General features: G+C 71.3%; 17 protein-coding genes. 8 read left to right on the top strand and 9 right to left on the bottom strand.

Translation table 11 applies throughout. From position 1 onward, the window contains the following. Positions 1-118: 118 nt before the first annotated feature. From OHA64_RS37880 to OHA64_RS37860, 5 genes are all read right to left on the bottom strand, one after another. Positions 119-2194 (bottom strand): SWIM zinc finger family protein, encoded by a 2076-nt coding sequence (locus OHA64_RS37880; RefSeq protein WP_405621098.1) that lies wholly within the window; start codon positions 2192-2194, stop codon positions 119-121. A gap of 587 nt (positions 2195-2781) precedes the next feature. Further along, positions 2782-5610: an SNF2-related protein gene (locus OHA64_RS37875; RefSeq protein ID WP_405621096.1), complete on the bottom strand. Its 2829-nt coding sequence runs from the start codon at positions 5608-5610 to the stop codon at positions 2782-2784. A gap of 98 nt (positions 5611-5708) precedes the next feature. After that, positions 5709-6287 carry a sugar kinase gene (locus OHA64_RS37870; RefSeq protein WP_405621094.1) on the bottom strand — a complete coding sequence of 193 codons (579 nt, stop codon included), beginning with the start codon at positions 6285-6287 and terminating at the stop codon, positions 5709-5711. After that, entirely contained in the window at positions 6284-7432 is a 1149-nt protein-coding gene (locus OHA64_RS37865; protein WP_405621092.1) for an ROK family glucokinase, read from the bottom strand. Before OHA64_RS37865 ends, OHA64_RS37870 begins: the two co-directional genes overlap by 4 nt. Before the next feature lie 173 nt (positions 7433-7605). Next, a complete protein-coding gene (locus tag OHA64_RS37860; protein ID WP_405624276.1) occupies positions 7606-8343 on the bottom strand; it encodes a GntR family transcriptional regulator in 738 nt (245 codons plus the stop codon). 129 nt (positions 8344-8472) lie between these two features. On the opposite strand from OHA64_RS37860, the gene OHA64_RS37855 reads away from it, so the two are divergent. Further along, positions 8473-9495, top strand: a complete 1023-nt coding sequence (locus OHA64_RS37855; RefSeq protein ID WP_405621090.1) for a Gfo/Idh/MocA family oxidoreductase — start codon at positions 8473-8475, stop codon at positions 9493-9495. Between the two features lie 33 nt (positions 9496-9528). On the opposite strand, the gene OHA64_RS37850 is transcribed toward OHA64_RS37855, so the two are convergent. From OHA64_RS37850 to OHA64_RS37840, 3 genes are all read right to left on the bottom strand, one after another. After that, positions 9529-10713, bottom strand: coding sequence for a cytochrome P450 (locus OHA64_RS37850; RefSeq protein WP_405621088.1), 1185 nt, complete (start codon positions 10711-10713; stop codon positions 9529-9531). A gap of 42 nt (positions 10714-10755) precedes the next feature. After that, positions 10756-11436: a response regulator gene (locus OHA64_RS37845; protein ID WP_405621086.1), complete on the bottom strand. Its 681-nt coding sequence runs from the start codon at positions 11434-11436 to the stop codon at positions 10756-10758. 91 nt (positions 11437-11527) lie between these two features. Then, positions 11528-12787, bottom strand: coding sequence for a sensor histidine kinase (locus tag OHA64_RS37840; RefSeq protein ID WP_405621084.1), 1260 nt, complete (start codon positions 12785-12787; stop codon positions 11528-11530). Between the two features lie 170 nt (positions 12788-12957). Here OHA64_RS37840 and OHA64_RS37835 point away from each other — a divergent pair, with 170 nt between their 5' ends. Further along, entirely contained in the window at positions 12958-13158 is a 201-nt protein-coding gene (locus OHA64_RS37835; RefSeq protein WP_405621083.1) for a hypothetical protein, read from the top strand. A gap of 99 nt (positions 13159-13257) precedes the next feature. On the opposite strand, the gene OHA64_RS37830 is transcribed toward OHA64_RS37835, so the two are convergent. Continuing rightward, a complete protein-coding gene (locus OHA64_RS37830; protein WP_405621081.1) occupies positions 13258-13590 on the bottom strand; it encodes a CU044_2847 family protein in 333 nt (110 codons plus the stop codon). 233 nt (positions 13591-13823) lie between these two features. Between OHA64_RS37830 and OHA64_RS37825 the strand changes: the two genes are divergently transcribed. The 6 genes from OHA64_RS37825 to fxsT all read left to right on the top strand — a co-directional run bounded on the left by OHA64_RS37825 (position 13824) and on the right by fxsT (position 24084). Beyond that, the gene (locus OHA64_RS37825) at positions 13824-14039 is read left to right on the top strand and encodes a hypothetical protein (RefSeq protein WP_405621079.1); all 216 of its coding nucleotides are present in this window, start codon (positions 13824-13826) and stop codon (positions 14037-14039) included. Positions 14040-14042: 3 nt separating this feature from the next. Then, entirely contained in the window at positions 14043-15998 is a 1956-nt protein-coding gene (locus tag OHA64_RS37820; RefSeq protein WP_405621077.1) for an HEXXH motif domain-containing protein, read from the top strand. Between the two features lie 9 nt (positions 15999-16007). Next, positions 16008-17150: a trypsin-like peptidase domain-containing protein gene (locus OHA64_RS37815; protein ID WP_405621075.1), complete on the top strand. Its 1143-nt coding sequence runs from the start codon at positions 16008-16010 to the stop codon at positions 17148-17150. Then, on the top strand, positions 17143-18684 hold the full coding sequence (locus OHA64_RS37810; protein WP_405624275.1) for an effector-associated domain 2-containing protein: 1542 nt from the start codon (positions 17143-17145) through the stop codon (positions 18682-18684). Before OHA64_RS37815 ends, OHA64_RS37810 begins: the two co-directional genes overlap by 8 nt. A gap of 61 nt (positions 18685-18745) precedes the next feature. Continuing rightward, on the top strand, positions 18746-19876 hold the full coding sequence (locus OHA64_RS37805; RefSeq protein ID WP_405621073.1) for a MoxR family ATPase: 1131 nt from the start codon (positions 18746-18748) through the stop codon (positions 19874-19876). Beyond that, the gene (fxsT, locus tag OHA64_RS37800) at positions 19873-24084 is read left to right on the top strand and encodes an FxSxx-COOH system tetratricopeptide repeat protein (protein ID WP_405621071.1); all 4212 of its coding nucleotides are present in this window, start codon (positions 19873-19875) and stop codon (positions 24082-24084) included. Before OHA64_RS37805 ends, fxsT begins: the two co-directional genes overlap by 4 nt. Positions 24085-24297 lie beyond the last annotated feature (213 nt).

The raw sequence follows: 24297 nt of genomic DNA, 5'->3' as shown, positions 1-24297 counted from the left end.
GCCTTCCGGCCCCTGGGCCCCCAGTCCTCACACCCGCCCCCCGGACATCGCCGGGAAACTCTCACACCGCCTTCACCGAATGCCGGACAAAGGGGTCGAGGTGACGGCGGCATCCGTCTCAGAGTTCGCCGAGTTCGCCCGGTGCTCCCAGGCCCGTCAAGGCGCCGACCGGGTCCAGGTCGGGGGTGCCACGGGGCCACCAGTCGTCGTGACCCGGTTCCGATTCGTAGGCGTACCAGAGTCCGTCGCGGCCCAGGCGGAGCTGGACGTGGCCGCGGGGGTGGGTGAGGTGGTTGTGCCAGGGCCGGAAGGCCGGGAGATCGGCGGCGAGGAGGAGCGGGCGGGCCCGGTCGAAGCGGCCGGCCGGCGGGTCCCAGGGCTCTTCGAGGACGCTGAGTCCTTCCAGGCCGCCCTGACGCCAGGCGGCGACCGCGCGTGCCAGGTCGGCGGGAGCGCGGCCGGCGGCGGTGGCCAGCGAGGAGTAGAGGGTGCGGGTGCCCGCGGTGAGCCCGGAACCGGGGCGGGCCGCGGCGAGTCGTACGGCGTCCTGCCACAGGGTCAGGTCGCCGACCGGGTCACGGCCGGTGGCGAGCATCGCGTGGGCTCTGGCCGCCGCGTCGGTCGCCAGTTGGTCCAGGGCGAAGGGGTCCGGGCCGCCGGAGGTCGCGGGGTACACCGGCGGCTGGCCCGGGTGCGGGGGCACCGGCGGCGGCATCGGAAGCGGCGGGAGGCGACGGGGCGCGAGGGCTTCCGTGGCCCGCACGCCGGGCACGGGTGCCGGTCCCTGTTCCTGGGCGGCGCGGGCCGCGCTGGCGGCGCTGAGACGGGACAGGGCGTCGAGCAGTCCGCGTTCGCCGCGTCCGCGCAGCAGAAGCAGGACGAAGGGATCTGCGTCCAGCAGACGGGCGGTCTGATAGCAGAGGGCGGCGGCGTGTTTGCAGGGGTGACCGGAGTCGGGGCAGCTGCAACGGGGGTCCAGGTCGCCCGGGCCCGGGAGCAGCGGCACGTCGGCGTCGGCCAGGGTGTGGGGCATCTCCTTGTCGAGGAGCGCGGCGATGTCCGCGGAGCGTGCGGCGGCTCGGTGCAGGAAACTGTCCCAGTCGGCGTCGTCGAGCGTGCGCAGCCGTACCTGGACGCGGTACGGCCTGGGGCGGCTGCCCTGCACGTAGGCGAGCACGAGCCCCGGCGTGACCGTGATGGCGTCCACGTGCCCCTGCTCGGCGTACGCACGACCCCGCGCCAGCCGTTTGGCGTCCAGCGCGCCCTCTTCCAGCGCGGCTACCCAGGCGTTGCCCCACCAGGTCTCGGCGAACCCGGCGCCGTCCGAGGGCCGGGGCGGGAACGCGGGGAACGTACGCCGCAGTTCGTTGTCACGGGCGGGGGCCGCCATGGAGCGGGGATGGCGGGGTGGGGCGGGCGGGGGCGAGGAAGCCGTGCTTGCGGGCGACGGAGGCGGGGGCGAGGAAGCCGTGCTTGCGGGCGACGGAGGCGGGCCTGGGGTCGGACTGGTGCGGGCGGCGTCGGTGTTTCCGGTGATCGGGTCAGGCGTCGGCGTTCCGGCGGGCGGACCTGCCTGCCTCGTACCGGGGTCACCGTCGCGGTCCGGCTTCGGTGAGGCCGCGGTGTCGGACAGCCGGAAGCCCTCGGACGCCTGCATCCCACGATGCGAACCCGCCCACGGCGAACGAGAGCCGTCACCGCAGTCGCCGTCGGCGTCCGGTCCCTGCGCTCCGGCGGGCGAACCCGCCGACCCCGAGCCGGAGTCGCCACCGGAGTCAACACCGGAGTCCTCCTCCCCCGGGTCCGCGGTGTCGGGCATCCGGAAAGCGTCTGCCAGCAGCGCCCGTATGTCGCGCGCTCGCTGCTCGGCGACCTGTTCGGCCTCGGCCGCGCCTGTACGTGCCCGGCCGGTGGCCGAGGTTCGCCCCGGTCGGCGCGCGGTATCGCCCCGGAAGCGTGCGGCCTTGCGCTCGGAAGGCATCGCATCGCCATGAGCCTGCCGAGCCTCACTGCGCGCGGCGCGCAATGCCTCGCGCACGACATCCGCGGGGCGCGCGTCCCGTGGCCGGGACCCTTCGGCCTCGGCCTCCACCTCTGGCACCTCGGATGTCTCTGACGCCTCTGATGCCTCGGGGCGGGGCTGTGCTGTACCCCCGGTGCCGTCCGTCGCCCCGCCGACGGCGTCCTTCGCCACTGGATGTTCCTCTGCGGCCGGACCCGCATCGCGTCGAGCGGCAACGGCCTGTCGGAGGGCCGCGCGCGCGGCGTCTGCGGGACGGGCTCGGGACGATGAGGGCTTCCCGGGACCGCCGGGTCCGGCAGGACCGCCGGGTCCGGCAGGACCGCCGGGTCCGGCAGGACCGACAGGACCGACAGGACCGGCGGGCCCTTCGGGCTTCGCGGCTTCGACTGGCGTCTCGGACGCCGTGATGTTGTTGCCCGCACCGGATTCGTCGGTCGGGGTCGCCACCTCGGTCAGTTCAGCCGCCTCGGTCACCTCGGCCCCGTCGGACGCCTCCGCGGCTTCGGGCGCCGCAGGCTCCCCCGACGCCGAACACCGTCCGGACGGCCCAGACATCCCCGGCACCCCCGGCACCCCCGGAGCCCCAGGCACTCCCCGCACCCCCGGCACCCCCAGAGCCGTCGCCCCCTCGTGCACCGCCGGTTCCTCGTCCCCTGCGAACGGTGTCGACGACCCGTCGGTGTGCGCCGCCGTCTCCCGGTCGGCGTTCTCCCGCGCCTCCCGCAGGGCCCGGCGCGCCGCGTCGGCGGGGCCGGACATCATGACGTTCTCCGGAGCGAGACCAGGTCGGTGAGCTCGCGGTCGGTCAGTTCCGTGAGGGCCGACTCGCCGGAGCCGAGGATCGCGTCGGCGAGGGCTCGCTTGGCCTCCAGCATCTCCGCGATGCGGTCCTCGACCGTGCCCTCGGTGATGAGACGGTGGACCTGAACCGGCTGGGTCTGGCCGATGCGGTAGGCGCGGTCGGTGGCCTGTTCCTCGACGGCGGGGTTCCACCAGCGGTCGAAGTGGACGACATGTCCCGCGCGGGTGAGGTTCAGACCCGTGCCGGCCGCCTTCAGCGACAGCACCAGGACCGGAGTCGCCCCGCTCTGGAAGCGGTCCACCATGCGTTCGCGCTCCGGCACCGGTGTGCCGCCGTGCAGGAGGTCGACGGGGACCGCTCGGGCGGCCAGGTGGGAGCTGATCAGCCGGGCCATCCCCACGTACTGCGTGAAGACGAGCGCCGAGCCGTCCTCGGCCAGCAACGTGTCCAGCAGTTCGTCCAGCAGGGCCAGCTTGCCGGAGCGGGCGGCGAGCCGATCACCGGCCGTCGGCGGGACGTCCTCCTTCAGGTACAGCGCGGGGTGGTCGCAGATCTGCTTCAGCGCGCCCAGCAGCTTCAGCACCATGCCCCGGCGGGCGATGCCCTGCGCCGTCTCGATGGCCAGCAGGGACTCGCGGACCACCGCCTCGTACAGCGCGGCCTGTTCGCGGGTGAGCGGGACGGGGTGGTCGGTCTCGGTCTTGGGGGGCAGCTCGGGGACGATGCCGGGGTCGGACTTCTTGCGGCGCAGGAGGAAGGGGCGCACCAGGCGGGCAAGCCGGGCGACCGCCTCCTCGTCCTCGCCGTTCTCCACCGCGCGGGCGTGCCGGGCACGGAAGGACTTCAGGGGGCCGAGGAGTCCGGGTGTCGTCCAGTCCAGCAGCGCCCACAGTTCGGAGAGGTTGTTCTCGACCGGTGTGCCGGTCAGGGCCACGCGTGCGGGGGACGGGATCGTGCGCAGGGCCTTCGCCGTGGCCGAGTACGGGTTCTTGACGTGTTGTGCCTCGTCGGCGACGACCATGCCCCAGCGCTGCTCGACCAGTCGTGGCGCCGTGGACCTCATGGTGCCGTATGTGGTGAGGACGAAGCCGCCGGCATCGAGGTCGTCCAGGCTGCGGTCCGGGCCGTGGAAGCGGCGGACGGGGACGCCGGGCGCGAACCGGGTGATCTCCCGCTGCCAGTTGCCGAGCAGGGAGGCCGGGCAGACGACGAGGGTGGGCTCCTGCCGGGCCCGGCGCAGATGCAGGGCGATGACGGTGATCGTCTTGCCCAGTCCCATGTCGTCGGCCAGGCAGCCGCCCAGGCCCAGGGAGGTCATGAGGTCGAGCCAGGCCAGTCCGCGGAGTTGGTAGTCACGCAGGGTGGCGCGCAGACCGGCGGGCGGTTCGGCCGGGCGCAGTCCGGCCGTGAGGCGGTCACGCAGGGTGGCCAGGGCACCGACCGGTACCGCCTCCACCGTCTCGCCGTCGACCTCCGCGCTGCCGGTGAGGGCGACGGAGAGCGCGTCGACCGGGTCGAGCAGGCCCAGTTCGCGCTTGCGGGCCTTGCGGACGAGTGCCGGGTCGACCAGTACCCACTGGTCCCGGAGGCGGACGACGGGGCGGTGTGCCTCGGCGAGCGCGTCCATCTCCGCTTCGTCGAGCGGGTCGCCGCCGAGCGCCAACTGCCAGCGGAACCGGAGCAGTTCCTCGCTCTCGAAGAAGCCGGTCCCGTCGGTCGCCGAGCCCGGCGCGGGTCGGACGACCGCGGCCGCGCTGAGGTCCTGTGCGAGGTCCCGGGGCCAGTGCACGGCGACCCCGGCCGCCGCGAGCCGGGTCGCGGCCACGCCGAGCAGATCGCCCAACTCCTCGTCGGACAGGGCCAGTACGTCGGGCACGTCCTGTTCGGCGAGCCGGTCGAGCGGCGGCCAGACGCGGGCCGCACGCCGCACTGCGAGGGCGGCGTCCACGCGCGCGCGGGGGCCGAAGGCCGCGTCCGCCCGGCCCGCCCACAGATCCGCCGCGTCCGTCATGAGGGTGGGGTCGGCGAGGCTGTGCACCTGGACGATCGCGGCGCCCGCGCTGCGTACACCGTCGCCCGAGTCGTCGAACAGGTCGTACGCCGACAGGTCGAGGCGCAGCGAGATCCGCACGCCCGCGTCCATGCCGGCGGCGACTTCCGCGGCCCAGTCCTGCGCGTCGGGCAGACGCTGGGGCTCGCGCGCCGCGAACGGCCTTCCTGAGGCGTAGGGCGCGGCTGGGGTGCGGGGCAGGGTGTCCGCCACCGCGTCCAGGAAGGAACGCATCAGCGCTTCCGGTTCGGGCAGCCGGATCGGGCCCGGGCCGGACAGCGGGACCGCGTGGCCCTCGTACGGCAGGGCGGCGGCGACCGCGCGCAGGTGGGCGATGTCGTCCGGGTCGAGGGGGCCGGCCCGCCAGGCGTCGTGTCCGGTGGCCGTCAGGCCCGGGAGCAGACGGCCGCGGGCGGTGAGCCGCAGCGCGTGCAGCGCGGCGGCGCCCCAGCAGGCGGTGGCGGGATGGGCGGCTCGGTCCCGGCGTGCGCGCACGAGCAGGGGCAGGGCCTCGCCGAGGGGCAGCGACAGTGCGGGGGCGGTCCTGCGGCGGACTCCGGCACCATGCCGTCGTACGACGGTGATCTCGGTGCGGGCGACGGGCAGCTCGCCGTCCTCCGGGTCCCAGAACGCGACGCGGCCGTCGCGGGGCAGGGGTGCGGGCAGGAAGACGGCGGCGAGCCGGAGGGGGACGGTGTCCGCCGCCCGCTCGGCCACCGAAGCCGTGTCGCTCATACGTCCTGCCACCTCCCGCCCGTGTGTCGGATCAGTCGTCTTCGACTCTACGGGCGGGGTCTGACACTCGGCTCCGGCGACCGGTCGGAGCCCCCTTGTCACGGGACCGTGCGCGAGACGACGTACACCATGGGGGACGCCGGGTTGGACAGGTTGACGACGATGTCCTGAGTGGGGGCCGGGTTCTTCTGCCTGTGGACGAGGCCCGACCAGGGGCCGGGGGTCTTGAAGGACCAGCCGGTGATGTGCTGGTCCCGGGCGCTGACGGTGATCTTGCCCTGCTTGAGGTCGCCCCGGTTCACACCCACGCCGGTGAGGAAGGCGTCCAGGCCCGCGCTCGAGGTGCGGAACTGGGCGTACAGACGGCTGGTCTTCCAGTTGTTGGTCTCGTAGTACGCGATCTGGTCCGCGGGGTGCGGGATCGGCACCTGGTACAGCCGGCGCTGGACCTTGGAGGGCCAGCCGGCGGTGAGGCCGGTCGCCGAGTACTTCGCCTCCTTGTCCTTGCCGCTGTCGCGGCTCTGGTTGGCGGAGATCACCAGATAGCCGGCCGGGACGCCGATCAGGAGCACGATGATGCTCAGTGTCAGCGCCCTGCGGCGGATCATGTGCCGACGGCCCTCGGCCGGCGGCTCGTCCGAGGCCGACGAGACCTGATGGGGGAGCGCAGGGGTCACGCGGACCCCTGCGACGGGCGGCGAGCCTCCACGTACCGCTCGTACCGCTCGTGGCGCTCCACCCGGCGGCGGTTGGCGCGCCGGAAGCGGCGGGCGACGAGGCGGGCGAGGTCGGCGGCACCGACCATGCCGGCCTCGGGGCCGAGCTGGGCGCGGGCGATGCGGGCCTCGGGGCGGTAGCCGCGCCCCGTGAGCTGCCGCTTGAAGGCGTCCCGCGCGGGGCCGATCAGCAGGTCGTCGGCGGCCGAGACGCCGCCGCCGATCACGAAGCAGGACGGGTCGAGGGCGGCGGCCAGGTTGGCGATGCCGACGCCTAGCCACTGTCCGATGTCCTGGAGCAGTTCGATGCACATGGCGTCGCCGTCGCGGGCCAGCTCGGTGATCATCGGGCCGGTGATGTCGGCGATGCTGCCCTTGACGTGCTCGATGATCCCGTACGCCACCGGGGAGTCGGCCGCGGCCAGTTCGCGGGCCTCCCTGACCAGCGCGTTCCCGGAGCTGTACTGCTCCCAGCAGCCGCGGTTGCCGCACGGGCAGCGGTGCCCGCCGGGGACGACCTGCATATGGCCGAACTCCCCCGCGACGCCGTACTTGCCGCGTTTGACCTGGCCGTCCTCCAGGATCGCGCCGCCGATGCCGGTGCCGAGCGTGATCATGACGAGGTGGTCCTCGCCGCGGCCGGCGCCGAAGCGCCACTCGGCCCAGGCGGCGGTGTTGGCGTCGTTGTCGACGAGGACGGGGACCGCGAGACGGCCGGCGATGCGGTCACGCAGGGGTTCGTTGCGCCAGGACAGGTGGGGTGCGAAGAGCACACGGTTGCGGTCGGCGTCGACCCAGCCGGCCGCGCCGATGCCGACCGCGTGCACGTCGTGCCGGTCGGACAGGTCCAGGACCAGCTCGCAGATGGTGTCCTCGACCACCTTGGGGCTCTTGGACTTGTCCGGGGTCTCCGTGCGGAGCATCTCCAGGATGTTGCCGTCGGCGTCGACGACGCCCGCCATCACCTTGGTGCCGCCGATGTCGATGCCGACCGTGGGCACTCGGGGGGCGGTGAGGTGCGAGCGGCGCTCCCTCGTGCCGACCGTGCGGAGCGCTGTCGCGCGGCGGGAGCCGATGGGGGCGCTGAAGTTGCCGTAGGTGCTCATCGCGCCCGATTCTGCCGCACGCTCACGCTGTGTGCGGCATGGGGGCGCAATGGACCGGTTCCTGTGGATGTCGGAGTGCGGGTGAGCGGGCCGGGCGCCGGCCGGCGACGGACACGCAGACACCGGTCGCCTTGTCCGGACATTGCGACGAACCCGGGGCGTCTGTGGACACCTCAGGGGCGTACGAGCAACTGGAACTCGAAGGAGTAACGGGTCGGCCGGTAGGTGTGATCGCCGAACTCGACCGCCCGGCCGGTGTCGTCGAACGTGGTGCGCTGCATGGTGAGCAGCGGGGCGCCCGCCTCCTCCGCGAGCCGCTCGGCCTCGGTGGCGGTGGCCGCGCGGGCTCCGATGGACTGGCGGGCGCTGTGCAGGGTGATCCCCACGGAGCGCATCATCCGGTAGAGGCCGGTACTCTCCAGCTGTGCGGTGTCCAGGTCCATCAGACCGGGCGGCAGGTAGTTGCACAGGTACGCCATCGGCTCGCCGTGCGCGAGACGCAGCCGTTCCACCTGGTGTACGTCGCTTTCCTCGGCCACACCGAGGGCGGCCGCGATCTCCGCGGGCGCCGGGACGACCGTGTTGACGAGGACTTTCGTCGCGGGGCGCTGGCCGGCCGCCTCCAGGTCGTCGAAGAGGCTGCTGAGCTCCAGCGGGCGCTTGACCTGGCTGTGCACGACCTGGGTGCCGACACCCCTGCGGCGCACCAGCAGACCCTTGTCGACGAGCGACTGGATGGCCTGGCGCACGGTGGGACGTGACAGACCGAGCCGTGCCGCGAGCTCGATCTCGTTGCCCAGCAGGCTGCCGGGGGTGAGCGCTCCGTGCTCGATCGCGGCCTCCAGCTGCTGGGACAGCTGGAAGTACAACGGCACGGGACTGCTGCGGTCCACGCGGAGATCGAGCGTCACGGTCGGGTCCACTCCTGGTTTCGGCACGGGCCGAGCGTAGCTCCGTGCGTGGTTGACGGGAAGTTGTGAAGTTTGATTGTCCGGACATACGCATTGACATCACGGCACGTCCGCACGCACTTTGTTCACATGCGCATCGGAGTCATCGGTACGGGTCGCATCGGCACCATTCATGCGAACACCCTCAGCCAACACCGGGAGGTCGGCTCCCTGATCCTCACGGACGCGGACCCGGCACGGGCCCAGGAGCTGGCACACCGGCTGGGCGAGACGGCGGCGCCGGGGGTGGACGAGATCTTCCGGTGGGGCGTGGACGCCGTGGTGATCACGACATCGACGTCGGCGCACGCCGAACTGATCGGTCGGGCAGCACGCTCGGGGCTTCCCGTGTTCTGCGAGAAGCCGATCGCCCTCGACCTCGCCGGCACCTTACAGGCGATCGGCGAGGTCGAGACGGCGGGCACCGTCCTGCAGATGGGGTTCCAGCGCCGCTTCGACGCGGGCTACTCCGGGGCGCGCGAGGCGGTCGGCTCGGGGCGGCTCGGGCGGCTGCACACCGTGCGGGCGCTGACGTCCGACCAGGCGCCGCCGCCGGCCGCGTATCTGCCGGTGTCCGGCGGGCTGTACCGGGACACCCTGATCCACGACTTCGACATCCTGCGCTGGGTGACGGGGCGCGAGGTCGTCGACGTGTACGCCGCCGGGTCCGACGCCGGTGGGGCGATGTTCCGGGAGGCGGGCGACGTCGACACGGGGGCGGCGCTGCTCACCCTGGACGACGGCACGATCGCGACGGCCACCGCGACGCGGTTGAACGGGGCCGGGTACGACGTGCGGATGGAGCTCGCCGGGGAGCTGGACCAGATCGTGGTGGGCCTGGACGACCGTACGCCGATCGCGTCCACCGAGCCGACCGGGCCGCCGGCCGCGGACAAGCCGTGGACCGGGTTCCTGGAGCGGTTCGGGCCCGCCTACGAGGCCGAGCTGCGCGCGTTCGTCGATGTGGTGCGGGGCGGGCGACCCAACCCGTGCGACGGCCGGGAGGCCCTGCAGGCGTTGCGGATCGCCGAGGCGTGTGAGGTGTCGCGGCGGGAGAGACGGGCCGTGGGGCTGACGGAGATCCTGGGCGGGGACTGGCCGATGGCGGGCTGAGCGAACGCCTGACGCGTAGCCGCTCACCGGGCGCTACCAGCGCACCGGCAGGCTGCGCAGCCCGCGGATCAGCATGCCGGGAAGCCAGTCGCCGGGGTGACCGTCGAGGGCGAGGGCGGGGGCGCGCTCCAAGAGGGAGCGGATCGCCGTGCGCGCTTCCAGGCGGGCCAGCGGGGCGCCGACGCAGAAGTGGATGCCGTGGCCGAAGGCGACGTGGCCGCGGGTCTCCCGGCGGATGTCGAAGCGGTCCGGGGCAGGGTAGCGGGAGGCGTCCCGGTCGGCCGAGGCGAGGCTGATCATCACTGTGTCGCCCCGCTCCACGGGCGTGTCACCGATCTCCAGGGGCTCGGCGGCATACCGGAACGTGGCGTTCTCCACCGGGCCCTCGTAGCGCAGAATCTCCTCGACGGCGCCGTCCATCAGGCTCATGTCGGCTCGCAGGGCGGCGAGTTGATCGGGGTGGGTGAGCAGCGCGTGGACTCCGCTGGTGATGAGGTTGACCGTCGTCTCGTGGCCGGCGATCAGCAGGATGAAGGCCATGCCCCGCAGTTCCTGCGGGGAGAGGCGGTCGCCGTCCTCGGCGGTGGTGCGTATCAGGTCGCCGAGGAGGTCGCCGCTCGGTCCGGCCCGTCGTTTGTCCTCGATCAGATCGGTGAGGTACTCGGAGAGCCGCAGCACGGACTCGTACTCGGTGTCGCCGTCGGTGGGTGCGACCACTTCGGTCGACATCTTCCGGAACTCGGTGCGGTCCCTCTCGGGCACTCCGAGGAGCTCGCAGATCACGGTGATCGGCAGCGGATAGGAGAGCGCCTCCACGAGGTCGGCGCGGCCGTGCGGCAGCATCGCGTCGAGCAGGTCGTCGGTGATCTGCTGGATCCTCGGCCGCAGTTCCTCCACCCGGCGCATGGTGAAGGCTCGCGTGACGAGCCCGCGCAGCCGGGTGTGCTCGGGCGGGTCGGCGCCCAGCAGATACCTGCCGATCAACTCCTCGTCGAGGAACAGCGCTCCCAGTCCGCGGCTGTCCTTGGACAGCCGGGAGTCGGCGAGCGCCGCGCGCGCCTCCTCGTGCCCGACGACGAGCCAGGTCCAGTAGTCGGCGCGGGATCCGGGCGGTCGCACCCGGTGGACCGGGCCGCGGGCGCGCAGGCGCCCGTACACGGGATGCGGGTCCGTGCGGAACGCGTCGCCGTGCTCCCCCAGGTCGATCACTTCTGTCATGGCTCCCCCTTCCGCCTCTGTGTCAACGCCCGGCCGTCGCGGTTAGTGCCCGTTCCCCTCCGGTTCCTCCACAAGCCCCGCGTCGTACGCCAACAGGGCGACCTGGACACGGTTGTTGAGGTCGAGCTTGGCCAGGATGCGGGAGACATGGGTCTTGACGGTGGCGACGCTCATGAAGAGCTCGGTGGCGATCTCGGCGTTGGTCAGGCCCCGGCCGACCGCGACGGCGACCTCGCGTTCACGCTCGTTGAGGGCTGCGATGCGCTCCCGCGCGCGCGTGCGGCGCGTGTCGGCGGTGGTGCCGGCCGCCTGGTCCATCAGCCGGCGGGTCACGGTGGGCGACAGCACGGGGTCGCCGGCCGCGACCCGGCGTACGGCGTCGAGGATCTCGGCCGGCGGGGTGTCCTTGAGGACGAAGCCGGCGGCGCCCGCGCGCAGGGCCCGCAGCACCTGCTCGTCGGCGTGGAAGGTGGTCAGGACCACGACCTGCGGGGCCTCGGCCCGGCGGCGCAGCCGCTCCGTGGCGGTCAGGCCGTCCATCGCGGGCATCCGGATGTCCATCAGGACGACATCGGGGCGGGTGCGGTCGACGAGCGCCTCGACCTCGCTGCCGTCGGCCGCCTCTCCGACGATCTCGATGTCGTCGGCGCCGCCCAACATCAGGGACAGGCCGGCTCTGACCAGTGGGTCGTCGTCGACGAGGAGCAGTCTGATCGCAGTCATGAGCCTACGTAACCACGGTAGTGGCGTGCCTGATCAGGGTTGCACGACGCGGAGTCGCGGTGGTGCCGCGGGAGTTGACGGGCGTCGGCGCTCAGGCCCACGGCAACCACGCCCGCAGCCCGAACCCCCCGTCCGCCTGCGGCCCGTGTTCCAGCCGGCCGCCGGTGAGCGTCGCGCGTTCGGTCAGGCCGATCAGTCCCTGACCGGAGCCGGGGACGTGCGGGACCTCGCCCTCGGGAGCGGGGTTGCGTACGGACACGGTGAGACCCTCCCCCGAGGTGCCGGTGACGGACACCGTGACCTCGGCGCCGGGGGCGTGCTTGCGGGCGTTGGTCAGGCCCTCCTGGGCGATGCGGTAGGCGGTGCGGCCGACCGAGGCGGGGACCGCACCGGGGTCGGTGACATGGCTGTCGAGGGTGACCTTCATGCCGGCCTCGCGGGACTCGGCGACCAGCACGTCCAGCGCGACCAGCGTCGGCTGCGGGCGGCCCGCGTCGTCGGAGTCGCCCGTCCGCAGCACGCCGATGATCTCCCGTAGGTCCTGGAGGGCCTCGTGCGCGCTCTCCCGGATGACACCGGCCGCTCGGACGACCTCCTCGCGGGGCGCGTCCGGCCGGAACTCCAGGGCGCCCGCGTGCACGCTCAGCAGCGTCAGCCGGTGCGCGAGCACGTCGTGCATCTCCCGGGCGATGGCCTCGCGGGCGAGTCGCTGCGCCTGCTCCGCACGCAGTCGCGCCTCCGTCTCGGCGCGCCGGGCGCGGTCGCGCAGGCTCAGCATCAGCTGCCGCTTGGCGCGCACCAGCATGCCCCAGCCGACCACCGCGGCGGTCAGCAGCACGAGGATGGCGACCGCCACGACATACGGCAGGTCGGGGTCGGGGCGCAGCCAGAAGTAGACCGGGATCAGCGCCATGCTGATGCCGCCCACCCAGGCCACGTACCGGAAGGGGCGGTGCACGGCGAGCGTGAACAGGGTGATCATGCACGCGCCGCCCGCGGTGTCCGAGAAGGTCTCGATGGGAATCGTCGCCACGGCCAGTCCGACCGGCCAGCGGCGGCGCAGCCACACCGCGGCGCAGGCCAGGACGCCGATCCACTGGTCCATGACGGCGAGGTCGTGGGAGACGTGCGGATTGCCGCTCACCGCGTCGGCGCCCAGCAGCCCGACGAAGACGGCAAGGAAGAAGCAGGAGAAGTCGACGATCCAGTCCCGCCCGGTGCGCCGGGGCCGCCGCCCGGGCCGGTCGTCGTCCGGGTCGAACTCCGCCAGCAGGGCCGACGGCAGGAGCCATCGCCGCCCCGAGAGGGGCTGCGGCACGGTCACGTTCTCGTCACCACTCACGGCCGACAAATCTACGCAGTACGGGGGCGGGGTACCCCGGCGCGCACGGCATCGTCGACCAAAGTCGCGGCGTCGGAGACTTTCGACGCGTCCGCATCGGCGGGAGCGAGGCTCACGTCGGACGTGTCTCGCCCCGCGGCCGATGTCCGTGAGGGGCCCGCGGGGCGAGGGTCTCACCCATGAAACAGATGCTGGAACTACTCGGGTTCCTGGCCCTGGTGCAGGGTGCGATGGGTCTGCTGCACGAGTTCACCGACTGGCATGTCGGTCTCGTACAGCGGATCGGTCTCCTCGACGGCTACGAGATCTACGCGAGCGTCGCCCTGATCGTGCTGGCGTTCGCGCTGTTCGCCGTGGCGGAGAGCCGGAGGCCCGGCTGAATCCGGGCCGGCCTGCGGGCCGGGACCACCCGGGTCGACAGCCGCTATGGACAAGGTCGAACGTTCGTGGTGGTTCACCGAGTTGACCTTGACCCCGGGTCAACTCTCCGCCCCACCGTCACGACGCCAGGTCAGATGAACCTGCAGATGCCCCTGAGCCCCGGTGCGGGCGATCACCGCACCCACCTCGGCGTCGAGTTGCACCCCGAACTCGATCGACACCTCGTCCGGGGGCTGTGGCAGATCGCGCATCCTGGACAGCGCCGCTGCGGCGGCCCCGCGCACCCCCTCCAAGGCGGCTTCGAAGGAAGCGGTGGCACGGGCGACCATCTCGGACGTCCTGGAGGCGTCGACGACGCCACCTCGCCCGTCGTCCATCACCGCTACGACCGACCCGCCTTCCTCCAGCTCAAAGCGAAACAGTGCGCCCACACTTCCCCCTCTGTCTTCCCGCGCGGCGGGGCCCTTGGGTAGCGCTCGGCAACGTAGCTGATGCGGTACCGTCGCGGAGCAGGATGTCTGGAAATCCTTCATTGGCCCGGCAATCCGCGGTAAAGCCTGCAACCAGGACTACTCGGCGCGCCCTCCTGACCTCCGCCCTGCGTCGGTGTCCGCGAAGACGGGGGCGGACCGGCCTCAGCACAGCGATTAGGGAGAAACACAACGTGACGACGTCTGCGACCGAGTTCGAGACCGACCTCGTCGATCTCAGCCGCTGCGGACTTCAGGAGGTGATGACCCTTCGTGGCCCCGCGGTCGATGAGGCGTTGTCCACCCTGGTGCGCCACCTTGGGGAGAAAACCGCGGCGCAGAGTGCCAGTGGGGGTGCCGGAAGCCCGCACCTCGCCGTCGACTGCAACGCCGGTCAGCACCAGGATTGATCGGTGCCCCCCTCCCCGTCCGACGCCGACGTCATGCTGGTCAGGCACCACACACCGGCATCGGATCTCGACGAGCTGGCCAAGGGGCACATGCCGCCCGCCACCGCGCGGCGCATTCGAGCTGTGGAACGCGGGCGTCGCATGCTGATGGTGCGCGCCGTGGTGGAAGCGGCCCGGGAAACACAGGCGGACACCGCATCACCCTTGTCTCCCCTGGAGACCGCGCTGGACCTCCTCATGCGCTGCGAACGGATCAGGCCCGACGTGGTGGCCGACCTCCTCGATCACCCCGGCCTGGGCGTGTGGGCCGTCCGGACTCTGGAACGGCTCAGCCCCAAGGACCAGCCTGGCGGCGACGCGCGCGAAGACGGTCCCCCGCTGTGGAGGGAGCTTGGCTACCTGCACGCGCTCGCTGCTTCAGCGGCCCTGCGCGCGGCTGTGCCGAGCACGATCGATCTGCCGGTGCTTGCCGACGGAGTGCCACTGCCCACACTGGGGCGGGTCACGCTCCCCGGTCCCATGGGCCACACCGCCGGTCCCACGCACCACGATGTCGCCGTCCTGCTGATCCCTTCCATCGACGACGGCCCACCACTTCTGACGGTGGCCGGCCTCCAGTTCGCCCTGCCCGCGGACCTGAGCGCCAAGAGTGGCGTGTGGCAGCCGTTGCGCCGGGTCGCGGGGGACACGGACGCGCCGGACCGCGCCCTGATCCTCGACGACAGCGATCCATATCGGGACTTCCGTACCCATCCGCAGCCCTCGCCCGCGCCCCTCGCTCAGGGGGAGGCGGACCGCTGGGAACTGATGTTGCGTGAGGCCGACGAGTCGCTGGTGCGCCGCCACCCCCGCGCGGCGGAGTTACGGGCCACCGCGCTGCGCGTACTCGTGCCCCTGCCGATCGCGCCCAGGTACCGCCCGATGAGCGCCTCGTACAACGAGGCCTTCGGAAGCGCGTTGATGTCCCTGCACGAGCAGGCACCCGATCTCGCGGCGACCCTCGTGCACGAGGCCCGGCATTCCGCACTCAACGGGTTGATGCACCAACTGCCGCTGTGCGAGGACCCCTTGACCAGCGGTGAACCGCGGCTGCTGTACGCGCCGTGGCGAGGTGACCCTCGGCCACCGGCCGGACTTCTGCACGGAGCGTACGCCTTCGCCGGCGTCGCGGACTTCTGGCGGGTCGAACGCCACGCGCTGACCGGCGCCGCCGCCGACCTCGCCCACTTCGAGTTCGCTCTGTGGCGCGCGGCTCTCACCGAGGCTCTGGAGTCGCTGCGCTCGTGCCCGGAACTGACCGCCCCGGGGCGGCGCTTCGTGGCGGCGATGGCCACGGACGTGGACGCGTGGGCGTCGGAGTCCGTCCCCACGGGACCGGACGTCCTCGCGCGGGAGGAGGCGTCCGATCTGAGAGCTGTCTGGAGGGCCAGGCACACCCGACCGGACGCCGACCGCGTTCGGGGGTTGGCCCGCGAGTGGCTGCGCCGAACCGATCCGGAAACGCTTCCCGGCATCCGGTCCGCCCTGCGCCCCGATCCCCGTTTCAGCGCACCCGATCCGCGGGGTGAACTGCGTCGTGCGCTGCTCGATGGGGCTGACGCCGTCGTCGCCCACGCACGCGGCGAGAGTTACGCCGCCTCGCGCCGTCCCGCACTGGCCGCTGCCGATCTCGCGTTGATCAGCGGTGACTCGGTGCGTGCCGCGGACGGCTATCGCGGCGTCCTCACCGAGAATCCCGAGTCGCCGTCGGCCTGGGTCGGGCTCGGGTTCGCCTTCGCGGCGAGTGACGAACCCACCGCCGGTCACGCCTTGTTGCAGCGTCCGGAAGTGGTCCGCGCGGTGTACCTCACGCTGCTGGGGCAGGACGGCGACGAGGCGCCCGACGCACTCGCGGTGAGCGACTGGATCGGGCGAATGCCGACCCTACGCGGTGGCCGGACATCGCACCGGGAGCCGTAACTCGCACCAGTGAAGGGGCGGTTGGCGAGTCAGGGGGCTGAGCGTGACGGATCGCGCCCCGTACCCAAACGACTGGTCTTCGGTCTACCCTTTTGCCCCGCGCACGCGGTTCCGCGCACCTCTCGGCCGGCAGGAGGGAGACCCGTGGGACCAGGGGACGCCACAGCCTCCGGGCCGCAGCACGCCGACTCCTGGCGGGCCCGTGTACTCGACCCTCCGGGCAGGCAGGTTTTCGGTGCCGGGGTGGTGTTGAGCGAGCGGACTCTACTGACATGTGCTCATGTCGTGGAAGCCGCTCTACGGATACCCCGGACACAGCAGGCCCCTCAGGATGAGGTCCTGGTGGACTTTCCTGCCGCGGGCAGAGGGAGGGAAGGGCCGGTGCGCGCCCGGGTCATCGAGGGCGGCTGGCTGCGCTCCCGTCCCGCGGGCGACCTGGCCCTGTTGCGGCTGGAGATTCCGATTGACGCCGGCCCCGACCCGGCGCCGGTCGGCAGGTGCGGCACCCGTACCGGATTCACCGTGTCGGTACTCGGCCACCCCGGCAGGGTCGCCCACGGTCTGTGGGCACACGCGCGGGTCATCGGGACCGGCGGAACGCATGCCGAGTGGCGTCAACTAGACGGTTCGAGCGTCACCGGAGCGCGCATCGGACCGGGCTTCAGCGGTGCGGGTGTGTGGGACCTCGACCGCGGTCTCGTGGTCGGGATCGTCACTTCCGTGCTCGACACACCGGAGATCGATTCGACCAGAGTGGCCTGGATGATCCCGCTGGACGTCTTGAACGGAACCCGTTTTGGCAATCTCCTGGCCGGGAATTCCCTTATGGGACAAGGGCGAAGCGATGAGCTCGCACTCCACGGGGATCTGTGGCCGCTCGTGGAATGCTTGCTGGCCATCGAATCGGTCGCGTCGGACGGGGGGACGTCACTGCTGTCCGTGCTGCCCGGCAAGATCGCGTGGGGAGTCCCGCGGCAGAACCGGCCGAGGCTCCAGCTCCTCTACGTCGTCCGCCGATGCGACGAGTTCGAGGAAGGACCGGCTGCTCTGATCGCGGCAGTCCGGGGCATGGAGGGGGAGACCATCGCCATGGAGCGCTTCACACGACTGGCCGGGCGGATCTGGTCACACCGGCTGAGTGACGATGGCTGACGGCGCGACGCGCGCGGTTCCGGATCCGGAATCCGCCGTACGTCTCGTGGACGCGTTGATGAAGGTGTCCGTACTCAACGACCTGGACAACCGCAGACTGTGCATCCTGGAAGCCATGGAGCGGCTCCAGGTTCGGGTTTCCGTAAAGGAGTCCAGTGAGAAGAAGATCCACGTCATCACGATGGTTCGGGCATTCGGATCCGTTTCCAAAGGGTGGCAATCCCTGACCGATGCCGTGCAATATCTGGCCGATTATGATCTGCCGTCGCGGCATGCCGCGTCACTGGCCCACTCGGTCGTCCTGCCCGTATTCGACGACTCCGCCGAGCTCGAATTGCGTGCCCTCCTCGCCGGACTGGACCGGACCTCCGTGCCTGCGCTCGCCGACCTCTATCGCGACGCCGCAGGCCCCCACTTCGGCCCCCTGCCCGGGGGGTGCAACACGGCCTGGGACGCCTGTCAACTACTGGCGCACATCAACCGGCCCATGGACGGAGTGCCACGGTCGGCGCGCTTCCTTGAGGCGTTGGCCGCGGTCCTGCCATCGGAGCGGGGCGACCCGATTCGTACCTGGGTCGGCCGACAGGTGGGAGGCAGCGCCGAGGACCCGGCGGCGGCCCGGCGGATGCTGGAACGGCCTCGCGCCGACATGGGACCGCAGGCGGCGAACGGCGCGCACCCCGCCTACCTGATGATCCGGTTGTCCCCTTCGATCAGTTCACCGGAGCGAGTCGACGTCACCTGCTGGACCAACACCGACAGGTCCTGGGAGCCTCGCCGCCGCGACGACACGTCGGTGCCTCGCGCCCAGGTGCGCCGTTACGTCGCCGCTCTCGTGGATCGGGAGGAGGCCCGGCTGCACACCCATCGAGGCGGCATCGTGCTGGAGTTCATCCTGCCGGTGTCCCTGCTGAACGAACCGGTGGAGGAGTGGTCCCGGATCGGAGCGTTGGGGGACCAACAAGTGTGGACGAGCGAGCACGGCGGCCCGCCGTTCTGGCAGGACTACACCGTGGTCGTGCGCAGTCTGGAGCGGATCGAGGCCCTGCAGACGCACAGGGTCTGGAACGAGCGCTGGGATGTACTGACCGCGCGTGCGGGGCAGGCCCGCGCACACCGGTGCGGCGGCCGGGACACCACGGAGAACCGCCATCTCTACCTGTGCCTCAAGCGGGATCCGGGTGTCGTCCTGATGGCCCTCGGCGCTCCGCCTGACCAGCTTCAGGGACGGAACGAATTACTCACCGGCCTCCACGCCGGTCTCCCGGTACTCGTGTGGAGCCATGCCGGACGATTGACGGACAAGATCCACCATGCCGTGGAGGCCGCGCTGGCATACCCGTTGGGTGAATTACTGAAACAGATGGTGCGCCTACGATCGGAACTGGCAGAACGGGACGACGCGTTCGCACAGGACGACACAGGCGCCGGTATAGCTGTTCTGTGGGATGATCCCAGTCGGCTGCCGGAATTTCCGGAACCGATCCTCTCAGGTACGACCGAGACGCTTGTGAAACCTGAATTCGAAATGTGATCGGCACATTCCTGGTGGTCCATGGGCCGGTTGCGCAGGGGGCCGGGTGACGGAGGAGGCGATGGTGAGGGGACACGGTGGGGAGGAAGCACGCGAGGCTCGAGGCGGTTCGGCACCCGCGCCGGTGAGCGGGAGCCGGGAGTGGCGGGTCTACCGCGGTTCGGCGGGACCGGTCCCGGCGGTGCCCCTCACCGAGCGGCTGCCCCCACCGCCTCCCTGGCGCGACTTCGACGGCGGCCCGGTGGTGCCCGGCCCCCCTCCGGACGACGCGGCCACGACACTCCGGTTGTTGGGCGCGGGTGACACGTCGTCCCAGGCGGTGTCCGACCAAGAGGTCGACATGGTGAACGCCGCGTTGCTCCTGAGGCGTCCGCTCATCGTGACCGGCCCCCTGGGCAGCGGGAAGTCGAGCTTGGCCTACCGCGTCAGCCGTGAACTGGGACTCGGTCGGGTACTGCACTGGCGGATCACCAACAGTTCCACGCTTTCCGAGGGCCTGTACGGCTACGACGCCATCGGGCGATTACAGGACGCCGCCGTACGTGGGGCGCCCCATGACCGCGTCGGCGAGGGCCACCCCGACCAGGACGGGCGGACAACTGCCGGGAGCATCGGTGACTTCTTCCAACTGGGTCCGCTCGGAACGGCGTTGATCCCCCGCGAGGCACCGCGCGTCCTGCTGATCGACGACCTAGACAAAGCGGACCTGGACCTCGTCGACGGCCTCACGGGCATCCTCGCCGACGGCGAGTTCCGCATACCCGAGCTGTCCCGCGTGCGCTCGCGGACGCCGGACGTGGTCGTGCACACCGACGACCCGGTGGGCGCTGTCACGATCCGCCACGGGACGATCCGCTGCCGTGCCTTCCCCTTCGTCGTGATCACCCGCACCGGGGAGCGGCTCCTGCCCCCCGACCTGCTCCGCCACTGCCTTTCTCTCGAGCTGCCCCCGCCGAACGCCGAACGGCTCGCCGACGTACTGGCAGCCCAGTTCGCGACGGGCGACGGTGCGGAGCGGCTGACGATGATCCGGGACTTCCTCGCCCGGTCCATCGCGGGCGGAACCCTCGCCTCAGACCAGCTGCTCGATTCCGAGTATCTGCGGACGACTTCCTCAGGACCGGACAAGACCTCGTTGGACCGGCTGCTCCATGCCCTGTGGCAGCGTCTCGACGAAACAGGTCCTGGATGACCAGTCCGCCCTTTCCGCCCGGTTGGCGGCACGACGGCACGAGGTCGTGCAGCGCCTCTGTCGACCCGGCACGCCCTGATTCCGTCTCGTCGGCGGTCGGTGAGGCGTTGTGGCTGGCCGCCCATCGCGAGCAGCGTGTCGCCGCGGCCCGTGACGCTGCGGGCGAGTTGGACGCGGCCGGGCACGGAGCGGCCTCGTCGGAGGCGGACCTGGGCCGGACGGCGTCCGGCCGGACGCCGGTCGACTCCCAGGGCTCCTTCCCGTCAGACGGGTTCCGTTCCTGGTCGGTGACATTCCGCCCGCTCAGGCATCCGTCGGCCGGCCGGTCCGCAAGGTCGTCGCCCAGGAGGGGCACCGCGGAAGCGGTATGCGGCGGCAACACGCCACGCCCCCGGTCCCGGCCCACAGGAGATCGGCGATTGATCGTGTCGCTCGTCGTGGAGGGCGGCCACTCCATGGCGCTGTGGTCTCCCACAGCGAAGCGGTTCGCGAGGGTGCTGGCAGGTTCCGGGGCCTTCCGTGACGTTCGGGTGTGCCTCTGGCCGACGGCGGCCGGCAGTGGCAGCGGACCGGACAGGGCTCCCCACCTGATCGATGCGCCCGGCCGGCACGCCGTCCTCGTGCTCACCGACATGCACGCGGACCGGTGGGCCGACGGAAGCGCCCAGCGCCGGCTTGCCCGCTGGGCGAGCACCACACCGGTCGCCGTGGTGAACGTGCTTCCGGAACACCTGTGGTCGCGCGGTCCCAGTCCGCCTTACCGGGCACTGCTGACCAGTCCCGGGCCGATCACCGCGAACCGCCTGTGGTCCTGGCGGCCGGACGACTTCGCTCCCGCCTGGCAGGAGGACGCGGACGCCGCCGACCAGCGAGCCATGCCGATCCCGGTGCTGGAACTGACCCCCCAGGCCCTCAACCGGTGGGCGCGCTTCGTCAGTCACAAAGAAGCGACGGCGTACGAGGTGAGGGCCTTCGCCGCATCCGTGGCGCCGGGGGCCGTACCCCGGTGGCAGCGTCCTGCCCGGGCCCAGCCCGTCCCCGCGACGGAGTTGGTCCGTCGCGTCCGGGCGCAGCTCAGTCCGACCGCCTATCACCTGGCGCGGTTGTGTGCCGCCGCCCCGCTGAACCTGGCGATCCTCGATGTCCTGCGGCGGAAGCTGCTCCCCGAGGCCCGCACCTGGCATCTGGCGGAGTTGCTGCTGAGCGGGCTGCTGCGGCGCACCGCGGCAGAGGCCGATCCACCGGGTTCCACGCGGGTCGATCTGGAGTTCGTGGACGGCCTGCGTCAAGAGCTGCTGTCCGAAGGGACACGTGACGAGACGGCACTCGTCATAGAGACGGTCTTCGAGTTCCTAGCTGAGGCGACGCAGGGGCCGTTGGAGGCCGAACTGCGGCAGGCGGGCGCCGTCGCGCGGGACCCGAGCCTCGCCGCGCATCTGCCCGTGGAGCGGATCCGGGCGTGGCTCGTGCCCGTCCTGCCCGCCCTCGTCGCCCTCGGCGGGCGCTACGGCCCCGCGGCGGCCACGCTCAGGACACGGCTGTTCCAGGGCGCCACCGCTCCAGATGTTCACTCACCCGCGGTGCGGGAACAACCTGACCACTCGGGCTCCACCCGCGTTCGCAGGGGTGAGCATGTCGCGGCAGCACCCGGGATCGGAGGGAACGTGTCCGTGGGCGAACCTCAGGCGGTGTCCGCCGCGCAGCAGGGCGAGAAAGCACGCAAGCCACCGCCGGTCTGGGGAGACGTACCTCCACGGAACCGAGCCTTCACCGGCCGGGTGCAACTTCTCGAGGAGTTGCACCAGCGCCTGCAGGAGGGCACCACGGCTGTCATTCCCGAGGCGTTGCAGGGCATGGGAGGGGTGGGAAAGTCTCAGCTGGCGGTGGAGTACGTATACCGCCATATGCACGAGTACCAGGTCGTCTGGTGGATTCCGTCCGAGCAGCCGCAGCAGATCCGCCAGTCCCTGGTGGAATTGGCCGGCCGCCTCGGCCTCGACATCGGCAGCGGTGAGGCGGGCACCGCGGTGCCCGCCGTCATCGAGGCGTTGCGAATCGGTGAACCGGACAAGAATTGGCTCCTTGTCTTCGACAACGCGGAAACACCCGACACGGTCCGGGACTTCTTCCCGACCAACGGGCCCGGTCGCATTCTGGTGACGTCCCGCAATGCCCAATGGGCCACCGCGGCGCGGCCGTTGGAAGTCGACGTGTTCACCCGCGCGGAGAGCCGTCAGCTGCTTCAACTCCGCGCACCGAATCTCGACGACGCGACCGCGGACCGGCTCGCCGAGACTCTCGGAGACCTACCGCTCGGCGTCGAGCAGGCGGCCGTATGGCTCGCCGAGACAGGTATGCCCGCGGACGAATACCTGCGGCTGTTCGAGCAGCACGCCTTCGAGCTGATGGCCAGCGACCCGCCTCCGGACTATCCCCTGTCCGTCGCCGCGGCCTGGAACCTGTCGCTGGAGCGCCTTCAGCGAGACCATCCCGCCGCTCTCCAACTGCTGCAGGTATGCGCCTTCTTCGCCCCGGAGCCGATCTCCCGACGGCTCATCACCGGGATCCGCGACGCTCCGGTGCCGCCCGAACTCGCCCTCGCGCTAAGTGATCCGATCCGGCTGGGGCGCGCGATCCGCGATGTCAACCGCTATGCGCTCGCGCGGATCAACTACATCACCAACACGATCCAGTTGCACCGACTGGTCCAGCGAGTACTCGTCAACCAGATGCCCGACGAGCTCAAGGACCAGATGCGCGGCGCCGCGCACCGGCTCCTGGCCCACGGCGATCCGGTGGAACCTTCCTCGCCGGGGCAGTGGCAGCAGTACGGCGAGTTGCTCCCCCATGTGCTCAGCAGCAAAGCCGTGCTGTCTCACGATCGATGGGTCCGCCAGTTGGTCCTGAACGAGATCGAGTACATGTTCTATTGGGGCGACTACGAGGGTTCCCGGGATCTGGCGCGGGACGCCTACGAGACGTGGCGGGACGCCGCCGGCGAGAACGACGAGCACGGACTGCGAGCAGCCAAACTCTACGGGGACACCCTGCGAGCGTTGGGGCACCACCACCTGGCGTATGAACTGGATCAGCGCACCCGGGAGGCCATGACCGAGACCATGGGCACCGAGCACGAGACGACGTTGGACATCACCTCGATGCTCGCCTGGGACCTGCGCATGCGGGGCGACTTCGCCGGCGCTTCGGAGTTGGACCGTCAGGCCTTCGAGGCGAGTCGACGGCTCTTCGGCCCCAGTGACGTGTCCACACTGATCTTCGCGCATCGCGTGGCACTGAACCTGCGGCTCACCGGGGATTTCCGGGCGGCGCTGGAGCTGGACCAGGACACCCATCGCCGCAAGGTCGAGGAACTCGGCGAGAACGCGTTGTCGACCCTCCACACGCTGGCCGGCATCGCCATGGATCTGCGGCAGGCCGGCGAGTACATCGAGGCATACAGACAACAACAGGATGTCTCCCGCCGCTACGAGTACCACTTCGGCGCGAACAACCCCAGCACGATCGGCAGCCAGCAGGGCCTGGCGCAGGCCGAGCGCCGCATGGGCCGGCATGCACGAGCCCTGGAACTCTCCCGCAGGGCACTGCAGTTGTACCGCAACCGATATGGCGACAACTATCCCGAGACGCTCGCCGCGCTGCTCACACACTCCATAGACCTGCGCTACAACGGGGAGCTCTGGGAAGCGCTCGAGCTGAGCGAACGCGGGAGTGAGGGCTACGCGCGGTTGTACGGACCCGATCACCCACACACCCTCGGCGCACGGATCAACCACGCCGTCTGCCTCAGACTCCTCGGACGCGTCGGCGAGTCGCGCCGGTTGAACGAGCAGATTCTCAGGGCCCTCGCGGAGAAACTGGGCCCGGCGCACCCGAACGCCCTCGCCTGTGCCAACAACCTCGCCGCCGATCTGTACGAGTCGGGAGAGATCCGGGCCTGTGTCGAGCTGAGCACCAGCGCTCTGGAGCAGGGCCGCCGCAACCTCGGCGAGGACCATCCCGCCGCTCTCGCCATCGCAGTCAACCTGGTGCTCGGGCTGCGACTGCTGGGGCGCGGGGACGACGCGGACGCACTGCACGAGGACACGCTCGCACGCTACGAACGGGTGCTCGGTTCCGATCACCCGGCCATCGGGACAGCACAGGCCGGCCTGCCGGCGAACTGTGACGTCGATCCGATGCCACTGTGAGTACGCCGCGTCCGGCGGCGTTGGCCTCTCCCGCGGGGTTCCGCATCCTGCGACGGGACCTGAAACCACCTGGCACGACTGAGCCACGCTCCGTACGACCCGCGCTCCGGGCGGCGCGCCGGTTCGTACGACTGGATGGAGACGCCCGCTGCCGTGACGGCATTCATCGGGTTTCCGGATCGCTGCGGGCGGCTGATGTCGATGTCCGTTCGC

Source organism: Streptomyces sp. NBC_00076, assembly GCF_045041235.1.
In the GTDB taxonomy this organism is placed as follows: Bacteria; Actinomycetota; Actinomycetes; order Streptomycetales; family Streptomycetaceae; genus Streptomyces.
Note: the sequence above shows the minus strand (reverse complement) of the source record. Positions and strands in the feature narration are given on the sequence as shown.

What these genes read in the sequence shown, in the direction of transcription:
- OHA64_RS37875 (WP_405621096.1), bottom strand. Translation starts at nt 5,610, where the DNA reads ATGAGCGACACGGCTTCGGTGGCCGAGCGGGCGGCGGACACCGTCCCC.
- OHA64_RS37865 (WP_405621092.1), bottom strand. Translation starts at nt 7,432, where the DNA reads ATGAGCACCTACGGCAACTTCAGCGCCCCCATCGGCTCCCGCCGCGCG.
- OHA64_RS37855 (WP_405621090.1), top strand. Translation starts at nt 8,473, where the DNA reads ATGCGCATCGGAGTCATCGGTACGGGTCGCATCGGCACCATTCATGCG.
- OHA64_RS37850 (WP_405621088.1), bottom strand. Translation starts at nt 10,713, where the DNA reads ATGACAGAAGTGATCGACCTGGGGGAGCACGGCGACGCGTTCCGCACG.
- OHA64_RS37845 (WP_405621086.1), bottom strand. Translation starts at nt 11,436, where the DNA reads ATGACTGCGATCAGACTGCTCCTCGTCGACGACGACCCACTGGTCAGA.
- OHA64_RS37835 (WP_405621083.1), top strand. Translation starts at nt 12,958, where the DNA reads ATGAAACAGATGCTGGAACTACTCGGGTTCCTGGCCCTGGTGCAGGGT.
- OHA64_RS37810 (WP_405624275.1), top strand. Translation starts at nt 17,143, where the DNA reads ATGGCTGACGGCGCGACGCGCGCGGTTCCGGATCCGGAATCCGCCGTA.
- OHA64_RS37805 (WP_405621073.1), top strand. Translation starts at nt 18,746, where the DNA reads ATGGTGAGGGGACACGGTGGGGAGGAAGCACGCGAGGCTCGAGGCGGT.
- fxsT (WP_405621071.1), top strand. Translation starts at nt 19,873, where the DNA reads ATGACCAGTCCGCCCTTTCCGCCCGGTTGGCGGCACGACGGCACGAGG.